Source organism: Pseudoalteromonas qingdaonensis, from assembly GCF_038739665.1.
Lineage (GTDB): Bacteria > Pseudomonadota > Gammaproteobacteria > Enterobacterales > Alteromonadaceae > Pseudoalteromonas > Pseudoalteromonas qingdaonensis.
Genome location: NZ_JBCGCU010000004.1, coordinates 45,871 through 68,339, shown reverse-complemented (window position 1 = coordinate 68,339; position 22,469 = coordinate 45,871). Strand labels below are relative to the sequence as shown.

Genomic DNA, 22,469 nt, shown 5'->3' with positions numbered 1-22,469 from the left:
ACCTCAGAATGTGAAGAATAAGAGTGGGTGTCCTCGATAACTACTGCCACCTCTGACGCCGGGAAATTTTGCGATACTTAATGGTGGCGATGGCACCGCAGTCATAAGCTGGAATGATGTGAGCGACGAAAGCGGCTATGAGCTGCAACGAGAAAGGCTCATAAAAAACAAGCCGGTGTATGGCAATCAGAAGAAATTACCAAGACACCCATCTTAAACCTCAACGTGTAAGAGTGGCGAAATTACCAAGACACCTACCTCAGACCGTGAAGAATAAGAATGGGTGTCCTAGATAACTCTGTGGATGCCCTAGATAACTCCCATCTCAGAATGTGAAGAATAAGAGTGGGTGTCCTCGATAATTACCACTGTCGCGGCAAAAACTGCAGTAACTAGTTGCTACGCTAGGCGTTACGCACTGAAGTAATAGACACAAAAAAGCACGCTAAGCGTGCTTTTTTAATTAAAGTTTGTTGATTTTTTAGTGCCCATTTACTCTATCTAAACGCGTTCTGATCGCGGCGCGAGCTACGTAGCATAGTAACGCTATATAAGTAGCGAACAACAAAGAGCTGAACTCGTTTAGAAGCTAAAGCTTACTTTGGCGTAGTAAGTCATACCATCAAAGCCATAAGGCACTGCGCGAAGCGGGTATTTAAATGCCTGATTTGAAATAGCATCCAGTACCTCATCTTCACCCAACTCATCAGGGGTTTGATCAAACAGGTTGTCGATACCCACTGACAGCATTACCTCATCAGAGAGGTGATAACCGACATTTACATCCACTAGCACGGCTGATTCAACTGTACTGGTGGCTTTAAAGTTATCACCTAAAGGAATGTGATCATTCGCAAAGTAACTCACATCAGTTTCGCCAAAGTAGTTAAAGCGTACCATGCTGTTGTAATCGCCGCGCTCATATTCGAACGTCAAAGTTGCACGCTCACCCGGCTGACCATCGGTTAAGAAACTACGCTGCAGATCATCAAGTGCAACAGAATCTGGAACACCTTCCGGCGCGTTTACATCATCGATTTCGGTTTCATTTAAGTTACCGGCGAAAGTCGCTGAGAAAGCACCATCGTATAAATCAGTGTTATAAGCGGCGATGATATCCACGCCTTTGGTAGTTGAGTCTACCGAGTTAGAGAAGTAGTTAGCCTGCTCCGCCCCCGTGGCGTTAAGCGCGGCCACAGCTTCTGGGCTAAAGGCCACATCTTCGGCCGACATCAAACTACCTAGGGTGATGCGGTCTTTGATCTCAACATGATAGAAATCAAGAGTCAGTGACAACTCGCTGCTAACATCCCAAACAAAACCAAGGCTTAAGTTTTCCGAGCTTTCCAGCTCCAGCTTATCTACACCTAGGGCTGAAGGGAAATCTGCACCCGCAGTGGCTGTAAACGACTGCTCTAATTCACCACTGGCACCCAGGTTAGTGGTGTAGGCAGTGTAAGCACTTTGTTGTAATGACGGCGCTCTAAAGCCTGATGAAATTGCACCACGCACAGCGAAGTCATCGTTTACTTCATAGCGAGTCGCTAGTTTACCTATGATGTCGTCACCGGCATCTGAGAAATCTTCATAACGCAATGCCGCGCTCACCTGCCAAGCATCGGTGATCAAGGTCTCGGCATCTGCATACACAGCATAGCTGTGGCGGCTTTCATCATTCGACGCTTCAGGACGCAGGCCGTTATAAGCCTGGAAACCACATTCAGCAAACTGATTGGGATCGTTTACCGACGGATAAGAGGTGTCCATATTGGCCAGGCCACAAGCATAAGAGGCTTCTTCACCTGGGACGATTTCATAATTTTCTTTACGGTATTCGGCACCCACAGAAAGGTAAATAGGATCAGCGCGGCCGATATCAAGCGTACCATTTAGATCCGCATTGACCGTGGTTTGATCGAAACGGAAGCCACCAGAATAACCACCGCTAGGGCCAGCATTCGCTATGATATCCGCATCTGAGGCACCCGGATTATTAAACACATACTCAGCGGCATATGAGGCATTGATGGTGTTTTTCGAATGGAAGTCATAGGTGTTTTCACCATAAACCGCAGAAACATCATAGCCCCAATCCGAGTTTATCTCGCCGCGAAGGCCAAGAGCGAAGGAAATATCTTCCGCCTCGTTATCAATACGCGGCAAGAAGCCATCGCCGTAAACCTGGACCACGTTTTTAGCGGCCTGATCGAAGTTTCGATAGAAACCATTACCCAATGCGGTACGGTTTGAGTAGCCACCGAACGAGTACAGCTCGACATCATTCATAGGCAGAGCCATATTGTAAAACAATGAAGTAAATTCGCTGTCGGCATTACCTTGTCCCCAACGCACCTCATCGGATAAGGTGCCCGCAGGTACATCGACCGAGCCACCAATATCGCGCTCGGCACGGTTGGTACCGTCAGCATCACGATATTCAACGGAGAAGTTGATAAAACCGCCGTCATCGCCGATATCAAAACCACGGTTTAGGCCGATAGAAATGGTATCACCATCCCCCTCGCCCGTGCTGCCAGCTTGAACGTAACCTGTTGTTACACCTGTTGAATTATTTAAAGAAAGGTTGATAACACCGGCGATGGCATCTGAGCCATATTGCGCCGCGGCACCGTCACGCAAAACTTCAACGCCTTTAAGCGCTATCAATGGAATAGCGTTCATATCGGTACCCGCCGCACCGGCGCCAACCGTACCATTTAGACCAAAAATAGACTGGTTATGACGACGCTTACCATTGATAAGCACTAAGGTTTGATCCGGCTGTAAGCCACGAAGAGTCGCGGGGCGGAACAAGTCAGAGCCGTCTGACACCTGGGTACGAGAAAAGTTAAACGACGGCGCCGTAGCCTGTAAGCTTTGACCCAGTTCGGTAAAGCCGCCCTTATTTAAGTCGTCTGAGTCAATCAAATCAACCGGCGATGTAGACTCTGTGGCCGTGCGATTAGCCATGCGCGAGCCCAGTACCGAAATTACTTCAATTTTTTCATCTGCTTTGACCTGTTGTGACTCTTCAGCCTGCACTGAGACCGAAGAAACGGCTAAGCCAACGGCAACTGCCAGCATATTTAAGCGATGTGTTGTCATATATGTCCTGTAGATTTTCCTGCCAGCTCTTCTTGATCAATGGCGCACCTGAGGGTGGAGAGAAAGAAGAGCAAGCTAAAGCACTTATTATAATTTCTGTCACGGTTATCACGGCTAACTCAGGCCAACCGATTTAACCTTTAATAAACATCCTATCAACAAAAGTAAAGATTGAAAGAAAAAACAACTACGACTTAAGTGTGAAAATGCAATTATTGAATTATTTGAAATAGTTATAAGTAATTTAGCGTGCTGATACGACCAGTTTGGCTTTGTTTTAGGGGCGCGAAGCGGGTCAACCGAGGAGTTCTAGGGGAGAATTTGGCGACAATAATGGGACGAGAGAAAGTTACGAGGACACCCACTCTAATTAGTTATCAGGACACCCACTCTAATTATCTAGGACACCCACTCTTATCCTTCACAGTCTGAGGTGGGTGTCTAGCTAATTTAGGTGGGTGTCTTGGTAATTTAAGGTGGGTGTCCAGCTAATTTATCTGCAGGAAAAAAAGCCCCGCTAAACAGCGGGGGCTTTGAGGTTAACGTTTTTTCACGTAATTACCAAGGAACACGGGGATTGCAACCTAGGGTGACCCCTAGGTGCATAAATTAGATTGATTCGAGGGCGATTTTCACCATCTCGTTAAAGGTGCTTTGACGCTCTTCGGCTGGTGTTGCTTCGCCGGTGATCACATGATCGCTCACCGTAAACAGTGCCATGGCATTGGCGCCATACTCAGCGGCCACACCGTAAAGGCCAGCTGTTTCCATGTCCACCGCCAATACGCCCAGCTTATGCAACTCTTCGTAAAACGAAGGGTCGGCCTGATAGAAGGTATCCGTGGTAAACACGTTACCTACTTTGGCATCGATACCCAGTTCACGGGCGGCGCGAACGCCATTTTCAAGCAAACCATAGTTGGCCAGGGCGGCAAAATCGTAGCCACGAACTCGGGCGCGGTTAACATTGGAGTCGGTGCTCGCACCCTGGGCAAAAATCACGTCGCGAATTTTGGTATCCGCGGCGATGCCACCACAGGTGCCGATACGAATAATATTTTTCACGCCATAGCTAACAATCAGCTCGCGGGCATAAATCGACATAGATGGAATACCCATGCCAGAGCCCATGATGCTCACCGGCTTGCCTTTATAGGTGCCGGTAAAACCGTACATATTTCGTACGCCAGTCACTTGTTTGGCATCGTCAAGAAAGTGCTCGGCAATGTATTGGGCGCGCAGTGGGTCGCCCGGCATTAATACCGTTTCGGCGAAATCGCCCTGGGCTGCGCTAATATGTGGCGTACTCATATCTTGTCCTCTTACTGTGCTGTGTCCGGCGTCTCAAGAGACAGTTCCGCAACAAAGCCGTTACCATATTCTAGTTTTGTTAGGTCAAACCATTGCGCCAGGGTCTGGCCGATATCGGCAAAACTCTCACGCTCACCCAGCGCCACGGCCTGCATGCCCGGGCGATAGGCGATTACCGGCACATACTCGCGAGTATGATCCGAGCCAGGGGCTGTGGGGTCGCAACCATGGTCGGCGGTGATGATCAGCAGATCATCTTCTTTTAACTGCGCCAACACATGGGGCAAAAAGTCATCGAATACTTTCAATGCTTCGCCATAACCCATGGCATTACGACGATGACCATAGAGTTCATCGAAGTCCACCAGGTTGGTAAATACCAAGCTGTTATCCGGTGCCTGTTTAAATACCTCGACGGTTTTCGTCAGCAGGTTTTCCAGGCCCGGCGCCTTATATTTTTGAGTGATCCCCTGATGGGCATAAATATCGGCGATTTTGCCGATACTGATCACCTCGCCTCCGGCGCCAGCCAGCTTATCAAGCACAGTCGGGGCCGGCGGTAACACCGAATAATCGCGGCGATTACCGGTGCGCTTAAAATCGTCCTTGTCATTGCCAACAAAGGGGCGCGCAATAACACGGCCAATGTTGTAGTCATCAAGCAGTGAGCGTGCAACTTCACAAACCTGATATAACTTATCCAAACCAAAGCTTTGTTCATGAGCGGCAATTTGGAACACGCTATCGGCCGAGGTGTAACAAATAGGCTTACCGGTGCGCACATGCTCCTCACCAAGCTCGGCGATAATGGTCGTGCCCGAGGCATGACAATTACCCAAGATCCCAGGGATACCTGTACGCGCCACCAATTCATCAATCAACTCGGTGGGAAAGCTGGGTGTGGTTAAGGGGAAATAACCCCAATCAAACAACACAGGCACACCGGCCATTTCCCAATGCCCCGACGGCGTGTCTTTGCCACTGGATAACTCCTTGGCATAACCCCACGCAGCCATTGGCTGTTGGCGATTGGCAACATTCAGGGTTCGACCGGACGCCGCCTCACAGGCATCAATCAAACCCAGTCGTGACAAGTTTGCCAGCGCCAGGGGTTCGCCCCACTGCTGCTGGTAAGCATCTAAAATGTGACCCAGGGTGTTGGCGCCAAGATCACCAAAGGCTTCAGCATCGGGTGCTGCGCCTATACCCAAACTGTCGGCCATCAAGATCATTGCTCGTGCCATAACTTGCCTCGCTTAGTTACGCTTTGCTAATCACTTTAACCACTTGATAAATTTAGCTACAGGACAAAAGTCCTACAATAATTATAGGTTTGATCTGGCCAGCTAGATGCGCGCCTCTTATGTTTTTTCAAGCGGACATAAGTCCTTAATAAAAACCCGGTATAAAGGCTACATTTGTCACAATAACGTAAGGATTTGCGTCGCTTTTGGCGCGCGTAAGCGCTAAAGGATGGCATCAATTGAGATTATTCGTGGCGAATTTGCTAAAGTAATCAATTGTCTAATTTCAGTCTAGGTGCTTTGTTTGTGACACAAACCATTATCGCCATTGCCGGTGCGTCTGCATCGGGTAAATCGTTGTTTAGTCAAACTATTTATAACGAACTGGTCAATGAGCTAGAACCTGGGGCGATCGCCATTATCGAGGAAGACGCCTACTACCGGGATCAATCCCATTTGCCTATGGCGCACCGCGTCAAAACTAATTACGACCACCCCGATGCCTTTGAGCACGAATTGATGGTCGAGCACCTGCGTAAATTGCGCGCCGGGTGCGCCGTGGATGTGCCCATTTACGATTACAACGAGCACACCCGCGCTACGGAAACACGCCGCGTTTTACCGGCAAAAATTCTTATCGTTGAGGGTATTTTGCTGTTAAGCGATCCGGCCCTCAGAGATGAGTTCGATATCAAGGTGTTTATCGATACGCCGCTCGACATCTGCTTGATGCGCCGTATGCAACGCGATATTGAAGAGCGTGGTCGCACAATCCAGTCGATTGTCGAACAGTACAAGCGTACCGTGCGCCCTATGTTTTACCAGTTTATCGAGCCGTCCAAGCATAATGCCGATTTGGTCGTCACTCGTGGTGGTAAAAACCGCGTAGCAATTGACATAATAAAAAGTAAAATCAAACACCTACTACAAGAATAACGGGAACATCGGCAATGACAACATTAATGAGCCTGGTCGGCATGCTGGTGCTGCTGGCGATTGCCTACGGGGCATCAACAAACCGTAAAGCGATAAATCCGCGCACAGTCGGCGTGGCATTTTTACTGCAAGTCATCATAGGTGGCTTTGTATTATTTTTTGAATTTGGCAAAAACATACTTGAAGCCATGTCCAGAGGGGTTGCCAAGATAATCGGCTATGCCACCGATGGCATCAGCTTTTTATTCGGCCCCTTGGCCAAGGAAGACACATTAGGCTTTTTATTCGCCTTTCAGGTGCTTCCGGTAATAGTGTTTTTCTCATCCCTGGTGGCGGTCTTGTATTACCTCGGCATCATGGATTGGGTGATTAAATTTTTAGGTGGCGCGCTGCAAAAGCTATTGAAAACATCGCGCCCCGAGTCGCTCTCGGCCACCGCCAATATATTCGTTGGCCAAACCGAAGCGCCTTTGATAGTTAAACCTTTTATTACCACCATGACCAAGTCGGAGTTATTCGCGGTGATGGTAGGTGGCTTAGCCACCGTGGCAGGCTCGGTAATGGCCGGTTATGTAAAGATAGGCGTTGAGCTGCACTACTTGATTGCTGCCAGCTTTATGGCCGCACCTGGTGGTTTCCTGATGGCCAAAATGATAGTGCCGGAGACGGAAACCCCGAAGGAAACCCTGGCCGAGCTCGATACCGATCATGAGCAGCCGGTTAACGTTATCGATGCCGCCGCCGCGGGTGCCTCAAGCGGTATGCAACTGGCCCTGAATGTAGGCGCCATGCTGTTGGCTTTCGTAGCGCTAATCGCCTTGCTTAATGGTGTATTAGGCTGGTTTGGCGGCTTCTTCGATAACCCGGAGCTGACGCTACAACAGATTTTAGGTTATGTCTTCGCCCCGGTGGCCTGGTTACTGGGTGTACCTTGGGATGAAGCCATGCGAGCCGGTAGTTTTATCGGCCAGAAATTAGTCGTAAATGAGTTCGTCGCTTATTTGGACTTTGTAAATTATCGTGATGAGTTAAGTGAGCACACACAAGCAATTGTAACCTTTGCGCTATGTGGTTTCGCTAACCTGTCATCGATAGCCATCTTACTAGGCGGGATTGGCGGTATGGCGCCAAGCCGGCGAAAGGACATCGCACGTCTAGGGCTCAGAGCAGTGTTGGCAGGATCTATGGCCAACCTTATGAGCGCCGCAATTGCTGGGTTTTTCCTCTCTATTGCTTAGATACAAAGAGAAGCCAGTGTTGCAAAACAGGGTCTCAGACCTAGGTTGTTGCCTTAAGGGGTTAAGGCGGCAGCTAACTTGAACGATACTTCACCAAAGGGCCGCAAGGCCCTTTTATCGTTTCTGCGCCTCATCAATACCAATTCACTTAAATAGCTAATCATTCTAGCGGGCTAAATATCATGCTCACATACTTAACAGAATTGGTATAAATCCATTAAAGTACCCAAATAAGGAATGTTTTCTTCATAATTGTGTGCATTATCAATGGCATTTATCTATGCTTAGGGGAATTATTGGCCCGATGAGAAATGCATGACCCACTTACTGCGAACGCCTTTGTTCTTATTATGCTGCCTATGTGCCCTTATTTCCTTTAGTAGCGGTGCAAATAACACAGTGCAGGTGGTGACCGAAATAAGCCCGCCCAATCAGATTCTCATCAATGACAATATCGGCGGCAGCAGCACAGACATAGTGCGCCATGTGCTTAGCGAGGCAAAGGTGGATGCAGATATCAATATCTATCCCTGGGCTCGCGCCTTTCATCTCGCCAAAAAACAGACCAATACGCTTATCTACAGCATGGCAAAAACGCCGGAGCGCGAACCGCTCTTTCACTGGCTTGGCAAGGTGGCCCATTTTCATTTGGGCTTTGTTAGCTTGTCCTCAAGCAAACATATAAATATCAAACAGCTCGACGATGCCCGCGCCTATCGCATTGCCGCGCAGCGCGATGATATCAGCGCCTTGTTTTTTGCTAAACGCGGCTTTACCGTGCTGCAAACCACTGATATCAAGCATTCCTACCGCCTATTACTTTCCGGCAAGGTAGATTTAATCATAGATGACCCTAATTATGTCGATACCATGGCGCAGCAATTTAATCTGCCCGCCACGCATCTGCGCTTTATCACCACCATAGACGAACTCAGTGTTTACGGCTATCTGGCGGCCAACAAAGATCTGGATGCCACCACGGTTGCCAAGATTAAAGAAGCCTTCGCCACCATTGAAGACACCCCCTGGTATCAGCAAAAGCTGCGCAATCCCTATAATGAGCTGAAAAACTTTAATGATTAGCAGCTATTCGGGCCTTCTTTGCGACCATCTACATAATTTTTAACAAACTTTTAGTCGCACCTCGGTCGCAGTTATCTGCCCTCTTGCTATGATGTAACCATCTCCCCAAAAGGATAGGATAACCATGAAAAAAATAACGACCTTGGCTTTGGCCGTGGCAGCCTCTTTAGCGCCCTGGGTATCGGCCTATGAAACCGAAGACACGCGCCTGTTGCGCTTCCCTGATATTCACAACGAACATGTCACCTTTATCTACGCCGGTGATGTCTATGTGGCCAACACCGCAACCGGTGCCAGCCAACGCCTGACCGATCATGTTGGCTTTGAGACCTTCCCTAAATTCTCACCGGACGGTGAGCGCATCGCCTTTGCCGCCGAGTACAACGGCAGCCGCCAAATTTATGTGATCAACCGCGATGGCTCCGGGCTAAAGCAACTGACTTACTATAACGATGTTGGCCCCATGCCACCGCGCGGCGGTTATGATTACCGAGTGCTGGATTGGACGCCCGATGGCAAAAACGTGGTCTTTCGTGCCAACCGTACCCCTTGGGGCAAACGCATGGGCCGTCCCTATATGGTGCCGGCGGATGGTGGCTTAGAGCAGCCACTGGCTATCCCGGAAACCGGTGGCGGCATGCTCTCTCCCGATGGTGGTAAGTATGTGTACACCCCCATCGACCGCGAGTTTCGTACCTGGAAACGCTCGCGAGGCGGTCGTGCTCAGGATGTGTGGGTATATGACTTAGAGAACAACACCTCCAAGCAATTGACCAGCAGCCGCGCCACCGAGCAGCAACCGACCTGGGTGGGCGACAACATCTATTTTGTTTCCGACAGCGACTACACCCTGAATCTGTATCAATACCGCGAGGGAGCCGAGGCGAAAAAGCTCACCAATCACGCGGATTTTGACGTGCTCTGGCCATCGGCCGGCCCTAACGCCCTGGTCTATGAAAATGGCGGCTACCTCTATCGCTTTGACCCAATTACCGAGCAAAGCACCAAGCTCAATATTAATATTGCCGGCGTGCGCCAGTACGCCATGCCTTACAGTAAAAACGTTAGTGAGTTTATCGACTCCATGTCCATCTCTCATGATGGCAAGCGCGCCCTGTTCAGCGCCCGTGGTGAGCTCTTTAGCGTGCCGGTAAAACAAGGGCCAACGCGTAACCTGTCTTACACGCCAACCGGGCGTGAAATTGACGCCAGCTGGTCGCCCAATGGCCGCTATATTGCCTATATGAGCGATGAAAGCGGCGAATATGAGATTTACCTAAAAGATCGCGCCAACAACAATGCGGTGAAACAACTCACCGACAACGGCACCATTTGGCGCTTTACCCCTGTGTGGTCGCCGGATAGCTCAAAACTGCTGTTTGCCGATAAGAATCACACCTTGTGGTGGCTGGATGCTAAATCAGGTAAGCAACATAAGATAGATACCGGCCTGTACGACGAAGACGCTATTCAACAGTACACCTGGTCGCCCAACAGCGAAGACATCGTCTTTGTGAAAAACAATGAAAACCGCTATGCCTCGCTATGGCACTACAATACCGATGAGCAAAAGGTGACACGTTTAACCGACGAGATGACCAATGAGCAAAACCCGAGTTTCTCACCGGACGGCCAGTACCTGTACTTTACCTCTGAGCGCGACTTTAACCTTACCTTTAGCAGTTATGAGTTTGACTATATGTTTAACCGCGCCACGCGCATTTATGCCGCCGCGGTCAACAACAAGATAGCCCCTTTAAATGCGCTGCAAAGCGATGAAGCGGCCATCCTTAGCGATGATGATAAGAGTAAAGACAAGGACAAAAAGAATCAGCTGCAAAGCAGTGGCTTTATGCAGCGAGTGACCGCTCTTAACGCCCCGGCGGGCGACTACAACACCTTAGCTGGCGTCGAAGGCGGTGTGTTAACCATGAGCGGTGGCGATTTACAGCTGCTTGGCACAGAGCACGATGCTGAACTGAAAACCGTGGCCAAGGGTGTCGCTCGCTATACCCTTTCAGGAAACGGTGAACACCTGCTGGTACAAGCGGGCAAGGACTACAGCCTTATAGCCCCGAAAGCGGATCAGGATTTAAACGCGGCCAAGCTGGATTTAACCAAGATGACGCTGAAAATCGACCCGCAAATCGAGTGGCAGCAAATGTATGTGGAAGGCTGGCGCACCCTGCGTGATTGGTTCTACGACGAAAACCATCATGGTCAGGACTGGGATGCCATCTTGGCTAAATATCAGCCATTGGCCAATGCCGTGGCACACCGCGCCGATCTTGACTATGTGCTGAGCGAAATTGCCGGTGAGATCAACGCCGGTCACATCTATGTGCAATCTGGAGATATGCCTAAGGCGGAGCGTAAAATGCACGGTTTGCTGGGCGCCAAACTGGCGAGCCACAACTCGGGTTATGTGCAAATCGAGCAGATTTTCCAAGGCGAAAACTGGCATGAAGACTTCCGCTCCCCCCTTGGCACCACAGGCGTTAAAGCCAGCGATGGAGACTTCATTATCGCCGTTAACGGCCGCTCGGTCACCCAGGTGAGTAACTTCTATGAATTACTGGAAAACACCCAGGGAGAGCAAGTTGAGCTGCTAATAAACTCCAAACCAAACCAAAAAGGTGCCTGGAAGGTCAGCGTCAAGCCGGTGGCCAGCGAGCAAGGTCTGCGTTATCTAAAATGGGTGAATGAGCGCGCCGACTATGTGACCAAGCTTTCCAATGGTCGTATTGGTTATGTGCACTTGCCCAACACTCATTACGAGGGCAACCGCGCCATGTTCAAAAGCTTTATGCCGCAAACCACCAAGGACGCCATGATCATCGACGACCGCTACAATGGCGGTGGCTTTATTCCCGAGCACATGATCACCTGGCTGGCACGCAAGCCGCTGAACTACTGGAAGCGCCGTGGTGTCGAGCCAACAAAAACCCCGCAGTTTGCTCACGATGGTCCTAAGGCCATGCTGATCAATGGTTATTCCAGCTCCGGTGGTGATGCCCTGCCTTACTATTTCCGTCAGGCGGGTTTAGGTAAACTGATCGGTACTCGTACCTGGGGTGGTTTAATCGGTATTTCCGGCAACCCGAATCTGGTCGATGGCGGTCAGGTTGTTGCGGCGACCTTCCGCATCCTGGATAACGAGGGGAACTGGATCATCGAGAATGAAGGCGTAACGCCGGATATCGAGGTGATTGATCGTCCCGAGCTTATTTATCAGGGTAAGGATCCTTCCATTGAGCGCGCCGTTGAGGAGCTACTCAAGGAACTTGAGGCCAATCCAAGACAACCACTGAGCGTGCCGCCGGCACCCAGTAAGTTTTAAGTAGAGCCTAGGGTCTGTTTATCTTTGCGGTTTACTTTATGTTCAATCTAAACGCATTCTGATGAATTTAGCACTAACCTATAAGGCATAATTCATCCATGAAGCTTGGTTACATCGCGCATCCATGCGCTCACCTCGCTAAGCTGCGAAGCATTGCTTCGGTCTTGCTCGCCTATGTTCATAGCGAGCAACACAGAGCAGGATGCGTTTAGATGAACCCGTAGGGCAGCGCTTGTAGCGCATTTCTACTGTGTTGTTACATGTTTATGTAGAATAACTACACTACACATGTGCCGTCTTGTATAAATTCACTACAAACTGCTGCAGAAACAAACAACAAAGGTCAACAGACCCTAGGGCCTGCCTTTTTGAGAGGCAGGCCCTGATAACAACTGCTAAGTGCTGTTAAAACTCAAATTCCAAGGCCAGGCGAAAGCTATGGTCTTTTCCGCCATGCCCTACTTCGCTGATAAAGCCCGCTTCCCATTTAAGCTGATGCTGACCATCGTAACGATGCAAACCGATAAAGCCTGGGCCAATGCCAACAAAGTCTTCGCCGCTGTATAGCTCTAATGCCGGTTGAAACGCCGAGCGCAAACGGTAACGATATTGCGCCCGAAATTCAGTCTCCCACTCTGATTCAATATCACTGCCCCACTCATACACCAAGAAGGCATTGACGGTAAGGCTGGTGATGCCGAACTCTTTTTCGAACAAGAGGCCGGAGGTGATCTCATAGTTATCTTCTTTGTGCTGCTTTTCTATTTCAAATAGGGCGCCAAAGTCGGCCCAATAACGCCCCTGCTCCACCATTTGCCAGCGCAACTCAGCTTCATAGGCGGCCAAACCAAAGTCGCCTTTATCATCGCGCTCACCGACACCATAGACTTCCAGGCTCAGGGTTTCACTGATGGCACCGCCAATGCCGAAGCGTTGCGCCAACACATTGCCCTCATCGGTTTGTCGCGATACCAGACGCCACTCCAGCTCCCTTTCATAGGGCAGGACATAGGGATGATAGACCTTATCGACCACCATGCCATCAGCCCAACTGCTGGCACTTAGCAGCAATAAAGCCCAGGTTAAATATCGCATTTTTGTCTACTCCCCTGCCATTTTGCCGCTCCCAGCAGCGCCAACAGCGTCAATATATACACCAGTAAGGACAGCGAACTCGGGGTCGCCTCATACCCCACGACCACCTTGGCCACGCGACCGAAAATACTGTGTTCATCCAGTACCATGCGCAAATCCAGCAGCGCCGAGGGCATGGTAAATAAACCGGCGCCAGCGGCGATATCCAGCATGCCAACCATGGCCCCAGCAATATGCAGGCTAAACAATCCCTTCACACCCCAGGGCCCGTAGTGTTCGCCCAGCCAGGTCAGGAAAAAATAAAACAAGATGGCGAAGCTGCCGACAATACCGACGCCCAAACCGATCCCCAGCACCCGTCCTGGCTCCATTTCGCCCTGCATCAGCCAGGGCAGATAATGACTCAGATACAAACAGCTGGCACTGGCCAGCAGCAACACAAAACTGGCCCATAGCCGCAGCGCCAAACCGCTGAGCGCCGCCAGCACTAATAGGGCCACAAGCAGCATTTGCGAGTATTCAAAGCCCAGGTAGTCGAACCACTGGCTGATCTGCTCAAGCAAGAGGATATAGCTCAATGTCGGCACCACCAGCCACAAGGCTAAAATAAGCCAGCGCTTTGCACCCAGGGGCTTAACGTGCAATACCAGGGCAAACACCAGCAGCACCGCCGGTGGCAGCAATTGATTGATGGTGACCAATAAACTGTTGATCATGGCTTTTGCTCCTCAATAGGCACAGCTACCAAGGTGCCCCGTGCGGTGTCGGGTGCAAATTCGCCAAAAAAGAAGTACTCACCGGGCGCCAGAGGGCCGACATAGATAACGTTAATGCGCCCGGGGAACAGCACCTTCTCGCGGTTTAAATCAAAGCTGTCGAACTCTTCTGGGTCGCCGTCGAGGTTGTGCACCAAAAGGCGAATTTTTTCGCCGCTCGGCACTTCCATACGCGCCGGATAGAAAAGGTGGTCCTTGAGTACCAGCTTAAACTCTTTGAGTTCGGCAAAAGTCGGCATACTCAACAGCAGCAATATCCATATCAATCGCTGCATAAGGTCTCCCGCTGTACCGCCATGGTAATGATCACTTCTAATCCACCCCATTCACTTTGCTTGAGTTGCACCTCCCCCTGATAGAGGCCAATCACATGCTGAACTATGGCCAAACCCAAACCCGCACCGGGAATATGAGCTGGGTGCGAGTCGCCGCCAACGCGAAAGAAACGATCGAAAATGCGCTCCCGTAACTCGCTGGCGATACCGGGGCCTGAGTCGGCCACCCGCAGCTCGATATTATCACCCTTATCGGCCAGGTGAATGGCAATACGGCCATTAGCCGGGGTGTATTTCACCGCGTTGCTAATAATATTTTTCAACATCACATTAAGGGTAAAGGGCTCACCGATAACCTCGCGACACTCGCCGACCAGGCTGATATCCAGATTTTTCTGCGCTATTTGCGGATAGAGCTCGGCGATTAACTGCTGGCAAATATGCGCCAGCGACTGTTTAGCCAGTTTATCCTGCCACTGCTGGGAGGAAGTCCGTCCCAGGGCCAACATTTGCTCCACCAGATGATTAAGGCGGTCGACACTCAGGCTCAGCGCTTTGGCATCTTCATCATTATGACGCTGTAACAGGTTGTGCAGGTTGATTTTCATCGCGCTCAGCGGTGTGCGCAGCTCATGGGCGGCATCGCTGGCAAAGTAGCGCTCACGCAAATAGGCCTGCTCGGTGCGCCGCAACAAGGCATTCAGGGTGTCCACCACGGGTTTGATTTCCGAGGCCTTGGCTTGGGTGCGCAACATGGAAAAGTCATTGGCGGCGCGTGTTTTAAGCTCGCGAGAGAGTAAGGTGAGGGGTTGTAAGGCGCGCTTCACCGCCAAACTGATAAACACCGCCAATAAAGCAATACCGAGCAACATGGGTAACATCAGGGCGATGATCAATTGCTCCGACAGGGCAAAGCGCTCACTGATGGGCTCGCCCAGCACCACGCAATCCTGTTGCTGGCAATAGGTAGCGATACGCAGTCGTTGCCCTTGGCTATTGATGGTTTGCAAGCCCTGGGGCGGCACCTTTGCGAGTAAACTTTCGCTTCCGCCTACTAACGTATCGCCTTGCCAACGCTGCCAAAATTGCGCCTGTTGCTTGGGCAGGGCCTCGGGAGCAACGGCAAACAGCAACTGCGTGCGGGCCTGGAGATGCTGGTCAAACAAAGCATCGGCACGGGCCAAACTGCGTTGATAGCCCTGGGCCAGGGCTAAAAACAGGATCAGCACCAGCATGGCCAGCAAGAGCATCATCAACTTGGTGCGTATGCTCAAGATTCGCCGCCTTCATTGCTGGCCAACACATAACCGATACCCCGCAGGGTTTTGATCATCTTGGTCGGCAACTTTTTGCGTAAATGGTGAATATGCACTTCGATGGCGTTAGAGCCGAGCTCCTCCCCCCATTGGTACAGCTTTTGCTCCAGCTGCTCCTTGGACTGCACTCGGCCTTGGTTTTCCATTAACGCCTTTAACAGCATGTATTCCTTGCGCGGCAGATTGAGCAAGGCGCCATCGACACTGACCTGATGGGCACCGAGATCCATTTTCACCGAGCCACATTGCAACAGGCTTGACGTCACCCCGCTGACACGCCGCCCCAACACCCGCAAACGTGCCAATAGCTCGTCCACGGCAAAGGGCTTGACCAGGTAATCATCGGCGCCTAAGTCCAGGCCCTGAATTTTATCATCCAGGCTGTCACGAGCGGTGAGGATCAGCACCGGCAAGGGCTTGGCGCGACGTTTAATATCCGCGAGCAGGCTTAAGCCATCGCCATCGGGCAGACCGAGATCGAGGATCACCAGATCCACATCATCATGCGCCACCATGGGCCGCGCCTCGGCCAAACAGGTCACAGATTCCACCGCATAACCCTCGTGAGCCAGGGTGCGGCTCAAGCCTTCATTGACTATGACATCGTCTTCCACCAGTAACAACCGCAATCCCAGTCTCCTTTGTTAGGATGTAAGTTAGCGTTTTAGCTTGCGCTCCACCTTAGCCAGTAACTGAGCCACCTCTTGCTGGCGATATTTATCGGCCAGTGGACGCTCGGCGCGTGGCGCCGCTGCCTGGGCACGCAATAAATGCACTTCCGCTTGTTTATACTTCCTTTCATCATAGAGGAACTGAGCATAAAAGTAATTAATATCAATGCCATCAGGGTTGATAGCCAGGGACTTTTTAAACAGCTCCTGAGCCTTTTCATCATCGCCAAAACCGATTGGCCAGCCCGGCACCTGCGCATACAGAGTACCTAAACTGGTGTAGGCAGAGCCCTGCAATGCTTGGCCATTGATGCTCATGGCCATTTCAAAGTCTTTTTTCGCTTCTTTAGCCAGACCTAAGGCCCCCAAGCCGCCTTTTGCACCGGCGTAACTGGAATGAATAATGCCGGACCAGATATGGCCTTCGGCCTCATCCGGGTGCGTTTTACTATAGGCCTGAGCATTTTTTGCAAGCTCAGCGAAGGCATCTTCCTGATCGTCGCCCTTGAGCTCATAATTTACATGGGCCCACTGGCGCATCAGTTGCTGCAGGTTCATTTGCTCATCGGCACTGGATAAGGTTTGAGACAGGGCATTTTGAGCCAAAGCACTTTGAAATAATGCCGCGGCCACAAGGGCCATTGCGAAATAGGGTTTCATAGTTCACCTCATTAATTGTTTAATGGTCGCAAGTTGTTTCGCTAGGGCGTTATCCACCACCTTGGGCAGTAACGCATTAATTTTTGCAAAGAAGGACTCTTTGGCCCCGACACTGCGGCGGCGCTCGTCGGAGTCGAGTAAACGCATAAATTCTTCGGCCACATACTCCGGCGTATCCATGGCGTTACCCAATGCCTTATTGAGTGCCGTGACCTTGTCGCTGTTGATTGCCGTTTGCGTGGCCCGCGGGGCAAAGTATTTAACCCGCACCTGAGTATCACTTAGCTCTCTGGCCAGCGCTTCACTAAAACCGCGCAAGGCAAACTTGGTGGCACAGTACTGGGCCTGTAACGGGTAACCTATGGCGCCAAACGAGGAGCCAATATTCACTATGGTGCCGCCGCTTTGTTGCAGCAGGGGTAATAACCCTTGTGTCAGCAGCATGGGCGCACGGACATTGACCGCCAGCGCCGCATCGAGATCACACTTGCTCAGGGATCCAAAGGGCACCATGGTGTTCACCCCGGCGTTGTTGACCAGCAAATCACAGCGGCCAATATCGCCAAGTAGATCAACCACCCGGCTAATATCGGCGTCCTTGCTTAAATCCACCTGTAAGGCCAGATGATAGGACGCCTCGTCGCTTGGCAACTGCTGGCGTACCTGCTCCAAGGCGGGCAGGTCGCGACCAAGCAAGATAAGCCGATAATTACGAGCCGCCAGCCGCTTGGCGATGGCACTGCCGATCCCGCCGCTGGCTCCGGTCAATACCGCAATCGGCGCGCTCATAACGCTTCCACCTCGGCGCTCAGAGGCGCCAGGCCATGGTTAGCGTCCAGGGTGCGGAACATGTCGCCATAGAGACGATAAAAGCGCTTCGCCGCATTCACTATCATCTGCTGATCCTGCTCGTCGGTAATACGGTCCATCAATCCCTGGAAGAACTTCACATGCTCTATATCCAAGGCACCATGGGAGGTGAGATAGCTAAAGGCTTTTTTTGGCAACCCCAGCTTAGTGCGTATGGTGTCGGCGGCATTATCGGCCAGCGCAATGGACGTGCCTTCAAGCACATGGACCATGCCGAAGAAACTGAGCGGCGAAATACGCGCTATGCTGTCGTAGGCATAGCTGACCATGATTTCGGTGGCAAAATTGGGCTCGCTGTGACGGGCCTGCTCTTTATCAAAACCACAGGCCTGAATGTCATTGAGCACCCATTCCTGGTGTCCCAGCTCTTCTTCTATGTATTCGGCGATGGCATCGCGTAACCATTCCTGCTCGCTGCTAATACGGGCGCCACAGGCCATCAAGAGTGGGATCGTGTGTTCAACGTGATGAAAGGCTTGTTGTAAAAAGGCCACATAAAGGTCCACACTGACCTGGCCCGCGAGGGCCTGTTGGATCACCTCGGCAGACAACAGGTATTGACGCTCTTGTTCGGTTTGCTCGACCAGTTTTTGGAAAAATAACATAGCGGACTACTCCTGATATAACTGAGAAATTTGTTGTGAAAAATGCGCATTGATAGCCGGGCGCTTAGGCCTTTGATTGGCACTGAGCAAGCCCTCAGCAGTACTGAGCGGCGCGTTCAAACGCAAGGTTTTAACGATTTGCGCATACTCGGGCAGCTGCGCATTGGTGGCGTCGATAAGCGCCTCTAGCTGGGCGTCATCGACGGCCTCATGACAATAAATAAGGACACTCAAAAAAGCCTGACCTTCACCTACCACCACGGCTTGCAATATGGGCCCTTGGCTAAGCAAGAGCGACTCCGGCCACTCCGGGGAAATATTGCGCCCGGTGCTCAAAATAAGCTGGTTCTTTTTACGGCCAAGAATATGCAACTCACCATATTCCATGCGCACCAGATCGCCGGTGGCAAAGCCTTGTGACTGGGTGTTCGGCTCGCCAAGGTAACCTAGGAAGGTCGGGGCCTTGATGATCATTTCATCATCGCGGATTTCATAACGCACATGCGCCAATGGCTCGCCCACACCGGCGGCGCCGCTCGTTGCTAAACTCACCACAGAGCCGGCCTCAGACAAGCCATAGCCCTGATACACGGGCAGGCCCAGATCATGGGCGCGTTCGATTAACTGAGGCGCAACCTTGGCACCACCGACAGCAATAAAGGTTAAGGAGCTGGGTGCCTGCCAACCCGAAGCGCAGGCTTGCACCAGGACCTTTAATAATTCCGGCACCAAAATCAGGGTATTGGGCTCTACCTCGCTAATGGTGGCCAATAGCTTTTGCGGGCTAGTTAAGCGGGCGCCGTCGAAGCCTAAGCTTGCCAGCGAGGGCACATAAATATCACCACAGGCCAACATGGGCGCATAAACCCCGGCTACGTTTTCAAGCAGCACGGGCAAGGGGAGCAAACATAAATGCTTGGGCGCATTCACTTTGGTACGACTGACCAAGGACGCAGCGACATCAAACATATGCGCCGCGGATAAACACACTCCCTTGGGTTGACCGGTAGAGCCCGAGGTAAAGGTAATTTTTTGCGTGCCTTGGGGCACCGCGTGTTCGGGCGCCGCCAGATTGCTCGGCTGCAAGGCTATGCTTTCACTGCCGATAGTCCAGACTTCTATGCCATTTTGTGCGGCATTTTTTGCCTGCTCGACGACGCCAATAATCAGTTCGGGACGCGCCTTATCCAGGGCAAACTGGCGTTGCTCAGGCGAAAAAAAGGCCGGCAAGGGCAAGGACACTATGCCTGCCTGCATCAGGGCAAAATCAACCACCAGCCAGAGCAGGCCATTATCAAGCTCCACCGCCACACAGCTTAACTGCATATCCTTTAGGTGCGTAGCCAGGCGATCCACTTGCTGCCAAAACTGCGGTGCATCCATGTGCTCTAGCTCATCGACCAATTGACCGTGCCAAAGGCGGGTTAATTCGGCCATCATAACTGCGCCACCTCAAGGGCCAGATTAGCGATATCATTCTGATAGGACTTGGCAAAAAAGGCCAGGGTGTCGGTGCTATCCACATGCTTACAAACCTGCTCAATATCCACCACGCAGACCTGAGGAGTATTCTTGTAATAGCTGCCCCAACTCAGCCCGCAATCTGCCAGGCGCTCCGGCTTGGCATCGCCAAGCACCGCAAAGGGTGCACCGATGCGAGTAAGCAGGTTACGAATATGGGCGGTGGCACAAAATACCAGTTTGCGCTTATCGGCTTGTTGCAGCGCCTTAGCCAAAACGACAAAGTGCGCCAGCGTTGCCTGACTGTGGGTGGACACCAAATTACCTAGCTCGATACACTGAGACGGCAGGCATTGCCATTGCTGCAGGTGCTCGGCCAGTGGCTGTTCTAAATATTGGTTAATAAACAGCGGCTGGCTGGCGCTGCGCAACCCAAAACAGCAATAGCGCTGCTCGGAGTAACCAAGACAGGCCAGCAGCGGCATAAACTCCTGCACATCGGCGCCATAATGCTTGGCAAACCCCGCTTGAATACGGGTCGCCAAACTACGATGGATGGGCTGCTGTGAGTTGGCAACAAAATAGCCCTGAGCGATAGATGCGGGCTCGGGTAACTGATATTGCGACTGCATTGTGCCGTAGCTGAGCGATAAAGATCCCATAAAAACCCTACTGAAGATGAGGCGATGGGATAAATTTAGAAAGTGAAACTTAAGAAAGTCTTAAGGCAAGAAAAAATTTACTGCAAAGATAAAAAAGGCCGCCATTGCTAGGGTCTGTTTATCTTTGCGGTTTACTTTATGTTCAATCTAAACGCATTCTGATGAATATAATCACTGATTTATGTCGTCAAATTCATCCATGAAGCTTGGTTACATCGCGCATCCATGCGCTCACCTCGCTAAGCTGCGAAGCATTGCTTCGGTCTTGCTCGCCTATGTTCATCGCGAGCAACACAGAGCAGGATGCGTTTAGGTGAACCCGTAGGGCAGCGTTTGTAGCGCATTTCTACTGTGTTGTTACATGTTTATGTAGAATACTACACCACACATGTGCCGCCTTGTACAAATACACTACAAACTGCTGCAGAAACAAACAACAAAGGTCAACAGACCCTAGCGACCTAACGATTTAACGCTTAACGGCGCCACAGCAACCCAGGATATGGCCGCCGAACTGGCTCGCTTAAAAGCCATGCCTGAGCTTTCCTTGGTGGAGCTGCAAATCGATTACAGTCCGCTCAAAGAGCTTCCGCAGCACTAGGTAAGCATAAGGCAGCAGGGTCAAAACCGACGATACCAAGGCCAATATCAACTAATATGGCATAGGCATGATTAAAAAGTGCTTCCCATCGCATTATCTATTGTCTATAATGCGCGATTGTTTACTCATCCTCATTCAGTAAACAAGGCACATTAAAGATGTGCTCGTGTGATGCCTTTCCTTGATCCAGTCAGTTCCATCCCGAAATTTATAACGCCTTAAAAGTCTGACAAAGATTACTCGGGTGCCGCCTTTTCATTAATGGCGTCGACCCCAATGCAGCGACAATATCGCCGCTTTCCAGACGATAATAAGGCAATTTTAATGCGCCACAGGCGCCAATTAATGAGTTTTATTATGTCCTATTTATATAACAATCAACGTATTGATATTACCTTGCCGATCGCAGGTATTTCTATCAACAAACGCCGCATGGCCATTAGTCACCATCAAGGCAAAAGCTATATCGAGTTTGCAAATAACGCCGATATGCAAGGCTTTATGCAGTGGCTAAAAGGCCAGGCCTAATACCTGGGGGCATTAGCCCCCTTATTTCTTACCCCTAAACGCGTTACACTCTTAACTGCCCCATGGTTTAACAAGGCATAACGCGCGATGAATTACCTCGCTCATCTGTATTTAGCTCAGCCCAATGCCGACTCCCATTTTGGCAACCTGCTCGGTGACTTTCGCCGCGGCCTGGTCCATCAACAATGGCCAAAAGCGGTGCAGTTAGGTTTAGAAAATCATTTACTGGTGGACAGGTTTACCGATAAGCACAGCAGTGTACGCGCTGCCATCGGCTTATTTTCGCCGCAACGACGACGCTTTGCACCTGTGGCACTCGATGTGCTCTTTGATCACCTCTTGATCCGTCATTGGCAAGAATATAGCAACGCCGAGTTTGACGATTTCCGTCGGCAAAGTTACCAACTTCTCGATACCCGCACCGAACTTATGCCTGAGCGTATGCAAACTGTGGTAGGAAAAATGTGCGAACAAGACTGGTTTGCCACCTACGCCGAACTCGATGGCGTCGCCATGGCGTTGGACAGGATCGCCTCGCGGATCCGCTTTGAGAATTCATTTGCCGGCGCGATTGATGATATTGAGCGCCATTTCGACGCCCTTGAGGCGCATTTTCTAGCTTTCTTTCCAGAACTTATCGCCCATGTGCAAGCCCAAGATCTTGAGCTTGCACTTAGAGAGCAAAAATAACC

The 22,469-nt window shown here is 50.9% G+C and carries 19 protein-coding genes; 6 read left to right on the top strand and 13 right to left on the bottom strand.

All coding sequences use genetic code 11. The annotated features are described in order from the left end of the window. Positions 1-582: 582 nt before the first annotated feature. The 3 genes from WCN91_RS05115 to WCN91_RS05105 all read right to left on the bottom strand — a co-directional run bounded on the left by WCN91_RS05115 (position 583) and on the right by WCN91_RS05105 (position 5,660). Positions 583-3,105, bottom strand: a complete 2,523-nt coding sequence (locus tag WCN91_RS05115) for a TonB-dependent receptor plug domain-containing protein (RefSeq protein ID WP_342676917.1) — start codon at positions 3,103-3,105, stop codon at positions 583-585. 609 nt (positions 3,106-3,714) lie between these two features. Continuing rightward, the gene (gene deoD, locus WCN91_RS05110; protein WP_212547638.1) at positions 3,715-4,416 is read right to left on the bottom strand and encodes a purine-nucleoside phosphorylase; all 702 of its coding nucleotides are present in this window, start codon (positions 4,414-4,416) and stop codon (positions 3,715-3,717) included. A gap of 11 nt (positions 4,417-4,427) precedes the next feature. Then, positions 4,428-5,660, bottom strand: coding sequence for a phosphopentomutase (locus WCN91_RS05105; protein WP_342676913.1), 1,233 nt, complete (start codon positions 5,658-5,660; stop codon positions 4,428-4,430). A 306-nt stretch (positions 5,661-5,966) separates the two neighbouring features. Here WCN91_RS05105 and udk point away from each other — a divergent pair, with 306 nt between their 5' ends. The 4 genes from udk (at position 5,967) to WCN91_RS05085 (ending at position 12,257) form a co-directional block, all read left to right on the top strand. Continuing rightward, complete coding sequence (gene udk, locus WCN91_RS05100; RefSeq protein ID WP_342676911.1) at positions 5,967-6,596, top strand: uridine kinase; 630 nt, start codon at positions 5,967-5,969, stop codon at positions 6,594-6,596. A 14-nt stretch (positions 6,597-6,610) separates the two neighbouring features. Then, positions 6,611-7,834: a NupC/NupG family nucleoside CNT transporter gene (locus tag WCN91_RS05095; RefSeq protein ID WP_342676909.1), complete on the top strand. Its 1,224-nt coding sequence runs from the start codon at positions 6,611-6,613 to the stop codon at positions 7,832-7,834. Between the two features lie 315 nt (positions 7,835-8,149). Next, positions 8,150-8,917 carry a substrate-binding periplasmic protein gene (locus WCN91_RS05090; RefSeq protein WP_342676907.1) on the top strand — a complete coding sequence of 256 codons (768 nt, stop codon included), beginning with the start codon at positions 8,150-8,152 and terminating at the stop codon, positions 8,915-8,917. 124 nt (positions 8,918-9,041) lie between these two features. Next, positions 9,042-12,257 (top strand): S41 family peptidase, encoded by a 3,216-nt coding sequence (locus WCN91_RS05085; protein WP_342676905.1) that lies wholly within the window; start codon positions 9,042-9,044, stop codon positions 12,255-12,257. Positions 12,258-12,662: 405 nt separating this feature from the next. On the opposite strand, the gene WCN91_RS05080 is transcribed toward WCN91_RS05085, so the two are convergent. The 10 genes from WCN91_RS05080 to WCN91_RS05035 are packed head-to-tail and all read right to left on the bottom strand — an operon-like array spanning position 12,663 to position 20,648. Next, positions 12,663-13,352, bottom strand: a complete 690-nt coding sequence (locus tag WCN91_RS05080) for a hypothetical protein (RefSeq protein ID WP_342676903.1) — start codon at positions 13,350-13,352, stop codon at positions 12,663-12,665. Then, entirely contained in the window at positions 13,340-14,068 is a 729-nt protein-coding gene (locus WCN91_RS05075; RefSeq protein WP_342676900.1) for a hypothetical protein, read from the bottom strand. Before WCN91_RS05075 ends, WCN91_RS05080 begins: the two co-directional genes overlap by 13 nt. After that, entirely contained in the window at positions 14,065-14,403 is a 339-nt protein-coding gene (locus tag WCN91_RS05070) for a cupredoxin domain-containing protein (RefSeq protein WP_342676898.1), read from the bottom strand. The genes WCN91_RS05075 and WCN91_RS05070 overlap by 4 nt, the downstream gene beginning before the upstream one ends. Next, positions 14,391-15,677: a sensor histidine kinase gene (locus WCN91_RS05065; RefSeq protein WP_342676896.1), complete on the bottom strand. Its 1,287-nt coding sequence runs from the start codon at positions 15,675-15,677 to the stop codon at positions 14,391-14,393. The genes WCN91_RS05070 and WCN91_RS05065 overlap by 13 nt, the downstream gene beginning before the upstream one ends. After that, positions 15,674-16,348 carry a response regulator gene (locus WCN91_RS05060; protein ID WP_342676894.1) on the bottom strand — a complete coding sequence of 225 codons (675 nt, stop codon included), beginning with the start codon at positions 16,346-16,348 and terminating at the stop codon, positions 15,674-15,676. Before WCN91_RS05060 ends, WCN91_RS05065 begins: the two co-directional genes overlap by 4 nt. Before the next feature lie 27 nt (positions 16,349-16,375). Beyond that, complete coding sequence (locus tag WCN91_RS05055; RefSeq protein ID WP_425416013.1) at positions 16,376-17,032, bottom strand: tetratricopeptide repeat protein; 657 nt, start codon at positions 17,030-17,032, stop codon at positions 16,376-16,378. A 21-nt stretch (positions 17,033-17,053) separates the two neighbouring features. Continuing rightward, positions 17,054-17,839, bottom strand: coding sequence for an SDR family oxidoreductase (locus WCN91_RS05050; RefSeq protein WP_342676891.1), 786 nt, complete (start codon positions 17,837-17,839; stop codon positions 17,054-17,056). Continuing rightward, the gene (locus WCN91_RS05045) at positions 17,836-18,525 is read right to left on the bottom strand and encodes an iron-containing redox enzyme family protein (RefSeq protein WP_342676889.1); all 690 of its coding nucleotides are present in this window, start codon (positions 18,523-18,525) and stop codon (positions 17,836-17,838) included. The genes WCN91_RS05050 and WCN91_RS05045 overlap by 4 nt, the downstream gene beginning before the upstream one ends. Before the next feature lie 6 nt (positions 18,526-18,531). Further along, positions 18,532-19,965, bottom strand: a complete 1,434-nt coding sequence (locus tag WCN91_RS05040) for an AMP-binding protein (protein ID WP_342676887.1) — start codon at positions 19,963-19,965, stop codon at positions 18,532-18,534. After that, positions 19,962-20,648, bottom strand: a complete 687-nt coding sequence (locus WCN91_RS05035) for a thermostable hemolysin (RefSeq protein ID WP_342676885.1) — start codon at positions 20,646-20,648, stop codon at positions 19,962-19,964. The genes WCN91_RS05040 and WCN91_RS05035 overlap by 4 nt, the downstream gene beginning before the upstream one ends. A 958-nt stretch (positions 20,649-21,606) precedes the next feature. On the opposite strand from WCN91_RS05035, the gene WCN91_RS05030 reads away from it, so the two are divergent. Together WCN91_RS05030 and WCN91_RS05025 are read left to right on the top strand one after the other, a co-directional pair. Beyond that, positions 21,607-21,777: a hypothetical protein gene (locus WCN91_RS05030; protein WP_158677988.1), complete on the top strand. Its 171-nt coding sequence runs from the start codon at positions 21,607-21,609 to the stop codon at positions 21,775-21,777. An 87-nt stretch (positions 21,778-21,864) separates the two neighbouring features. Beyond that, positions 21,865-22,467, top strand: a complete 603-nt coding sequence (locus WCN91_RS05025) for an acyl carrier protein phosphodiesterase (RefSeq protein ID WP_342676883.1) — start codon at positions 21,865-21,867, stop codon at positions 22,465-22,467. Positions 22,468-22,469 lie beyond the last annotated feature (2 nt).

Excerpts from the sequence above, each read along its gene's own strand:
- WCN91_RS05035 (WP_342676885.1), bottom strand. The coding sequence starts at position 20,648 with ATGGGATCTTTATCGCTCAGCTACGGCACAATGCAGTCGCAATATCAG.
- WCN91_RS05070 (WP_342676898.1), bottom strand. The coding sequence starts at position 14,403 with ATGCAGCGATTGATATGGATATTGCTGCTGTTGAGTATGCCGACTTTT.
- deoD (WP_212547638.1), bottom strand. The coding sequence starts at position 4,416 with ATGAGTACGCCACATATTAGCGCAGCCCAGGGCGATTTCGCCGAAACG.
- WCN91_RS05075 (WP_342676900.1), bottom strand. The coding sequence starts at position 14,068 with ATGATCAACAGTTTATTGGTCACCATCAATCAATTGCTGCCACCGGCG.
- WCN91_RS05030 (WP_158677988.1), top strand. The coding sequence starts at position 21,607 with ATGTCCTATTTATATAACAATCAACGTATTGATATTACCTTGCCGATC.
- WCN91_RS05095 (WP_342676909.1), top strand. The coding sequence starts at position 6,611 with ATGACAACATTAATGAGCCTGGTCGGCATGCTGGTGCTGCTGGCGATT.
- WCN91_RS05040 (WP_342676887.1), bottom strand. The coding sequence starts at position 19,965 with ATGATGGCCGAATTAACCCGCCTTTGGCACGGTCAATTGGTCGATGAG.
- WCN91_RS05045 (WP_342676889.1), bottom strand. The coding sequence starts at position 18,525 with ATGTTATTTTTCCAAAAACTGGTCGAGCAAACCGAACAAGAGCGTCAA.
- WCN91_RS05080 (WP_342676903.1), bottom strand. The coding sequence starts at position 13,352 with ATGCGATATTTAACCTGGGCTTTATTGCTGCTAAGTGCCAGCAGTTGG.
- WCN91_RS05090 (WP_342676907.1), top strand. The coding sequence starts at position 8,150 with ATGACCCACTTACTGCGAACGCCTTTGTTCTTATTATGCTGCCTATGT.
- WCN91_RS05055 (WP_425416013.1), bottom strand. The coding sequence starts at position 17,032 with ATGGCCCTTGTGGCCGCGGCATTATTTCAAAGTGCTTTGGCTCAAAAT.
- WCN91_RS05085 (WP_342676905.1), top strand. The coding sequence starts at position 9,042 with ATGAAAAAAATAACGACCTTGGCTTTGGCCGTGGCAGCCTCTTTAGCG.
- WCN91_RS05115 (WP_342676917.1), bottom strand. The coding sequence starts at position 3,105 with ATGACAACACATCGCTTAAATATGCTGGCAGTTGCCGTTGGCTTAGCC.
- WCN91_RS05105 (WP_342676913.1), bottom strand. The coding sequence starts at position 5,660 with ATGGCACGAGCAATGATCTTGATGGCCGACAGTTTGGGTATAGGCGCA.
- WCN91_RS05025 (WP_342676883.1), top strand. The coding sequence starts at position 21,865 with ATGAATTACCTCGCTCATCTGTATTTAGCTCAGCCCAATGCCGACTCC.
- WCN91_RS05050 (WP_342676891.1), bottom strand. The coding sequence starts at position 17,839 with ATGAGCGCGCCGATTGCGGTATTGACCGGAGCCAGCGGCGGGATCGGC.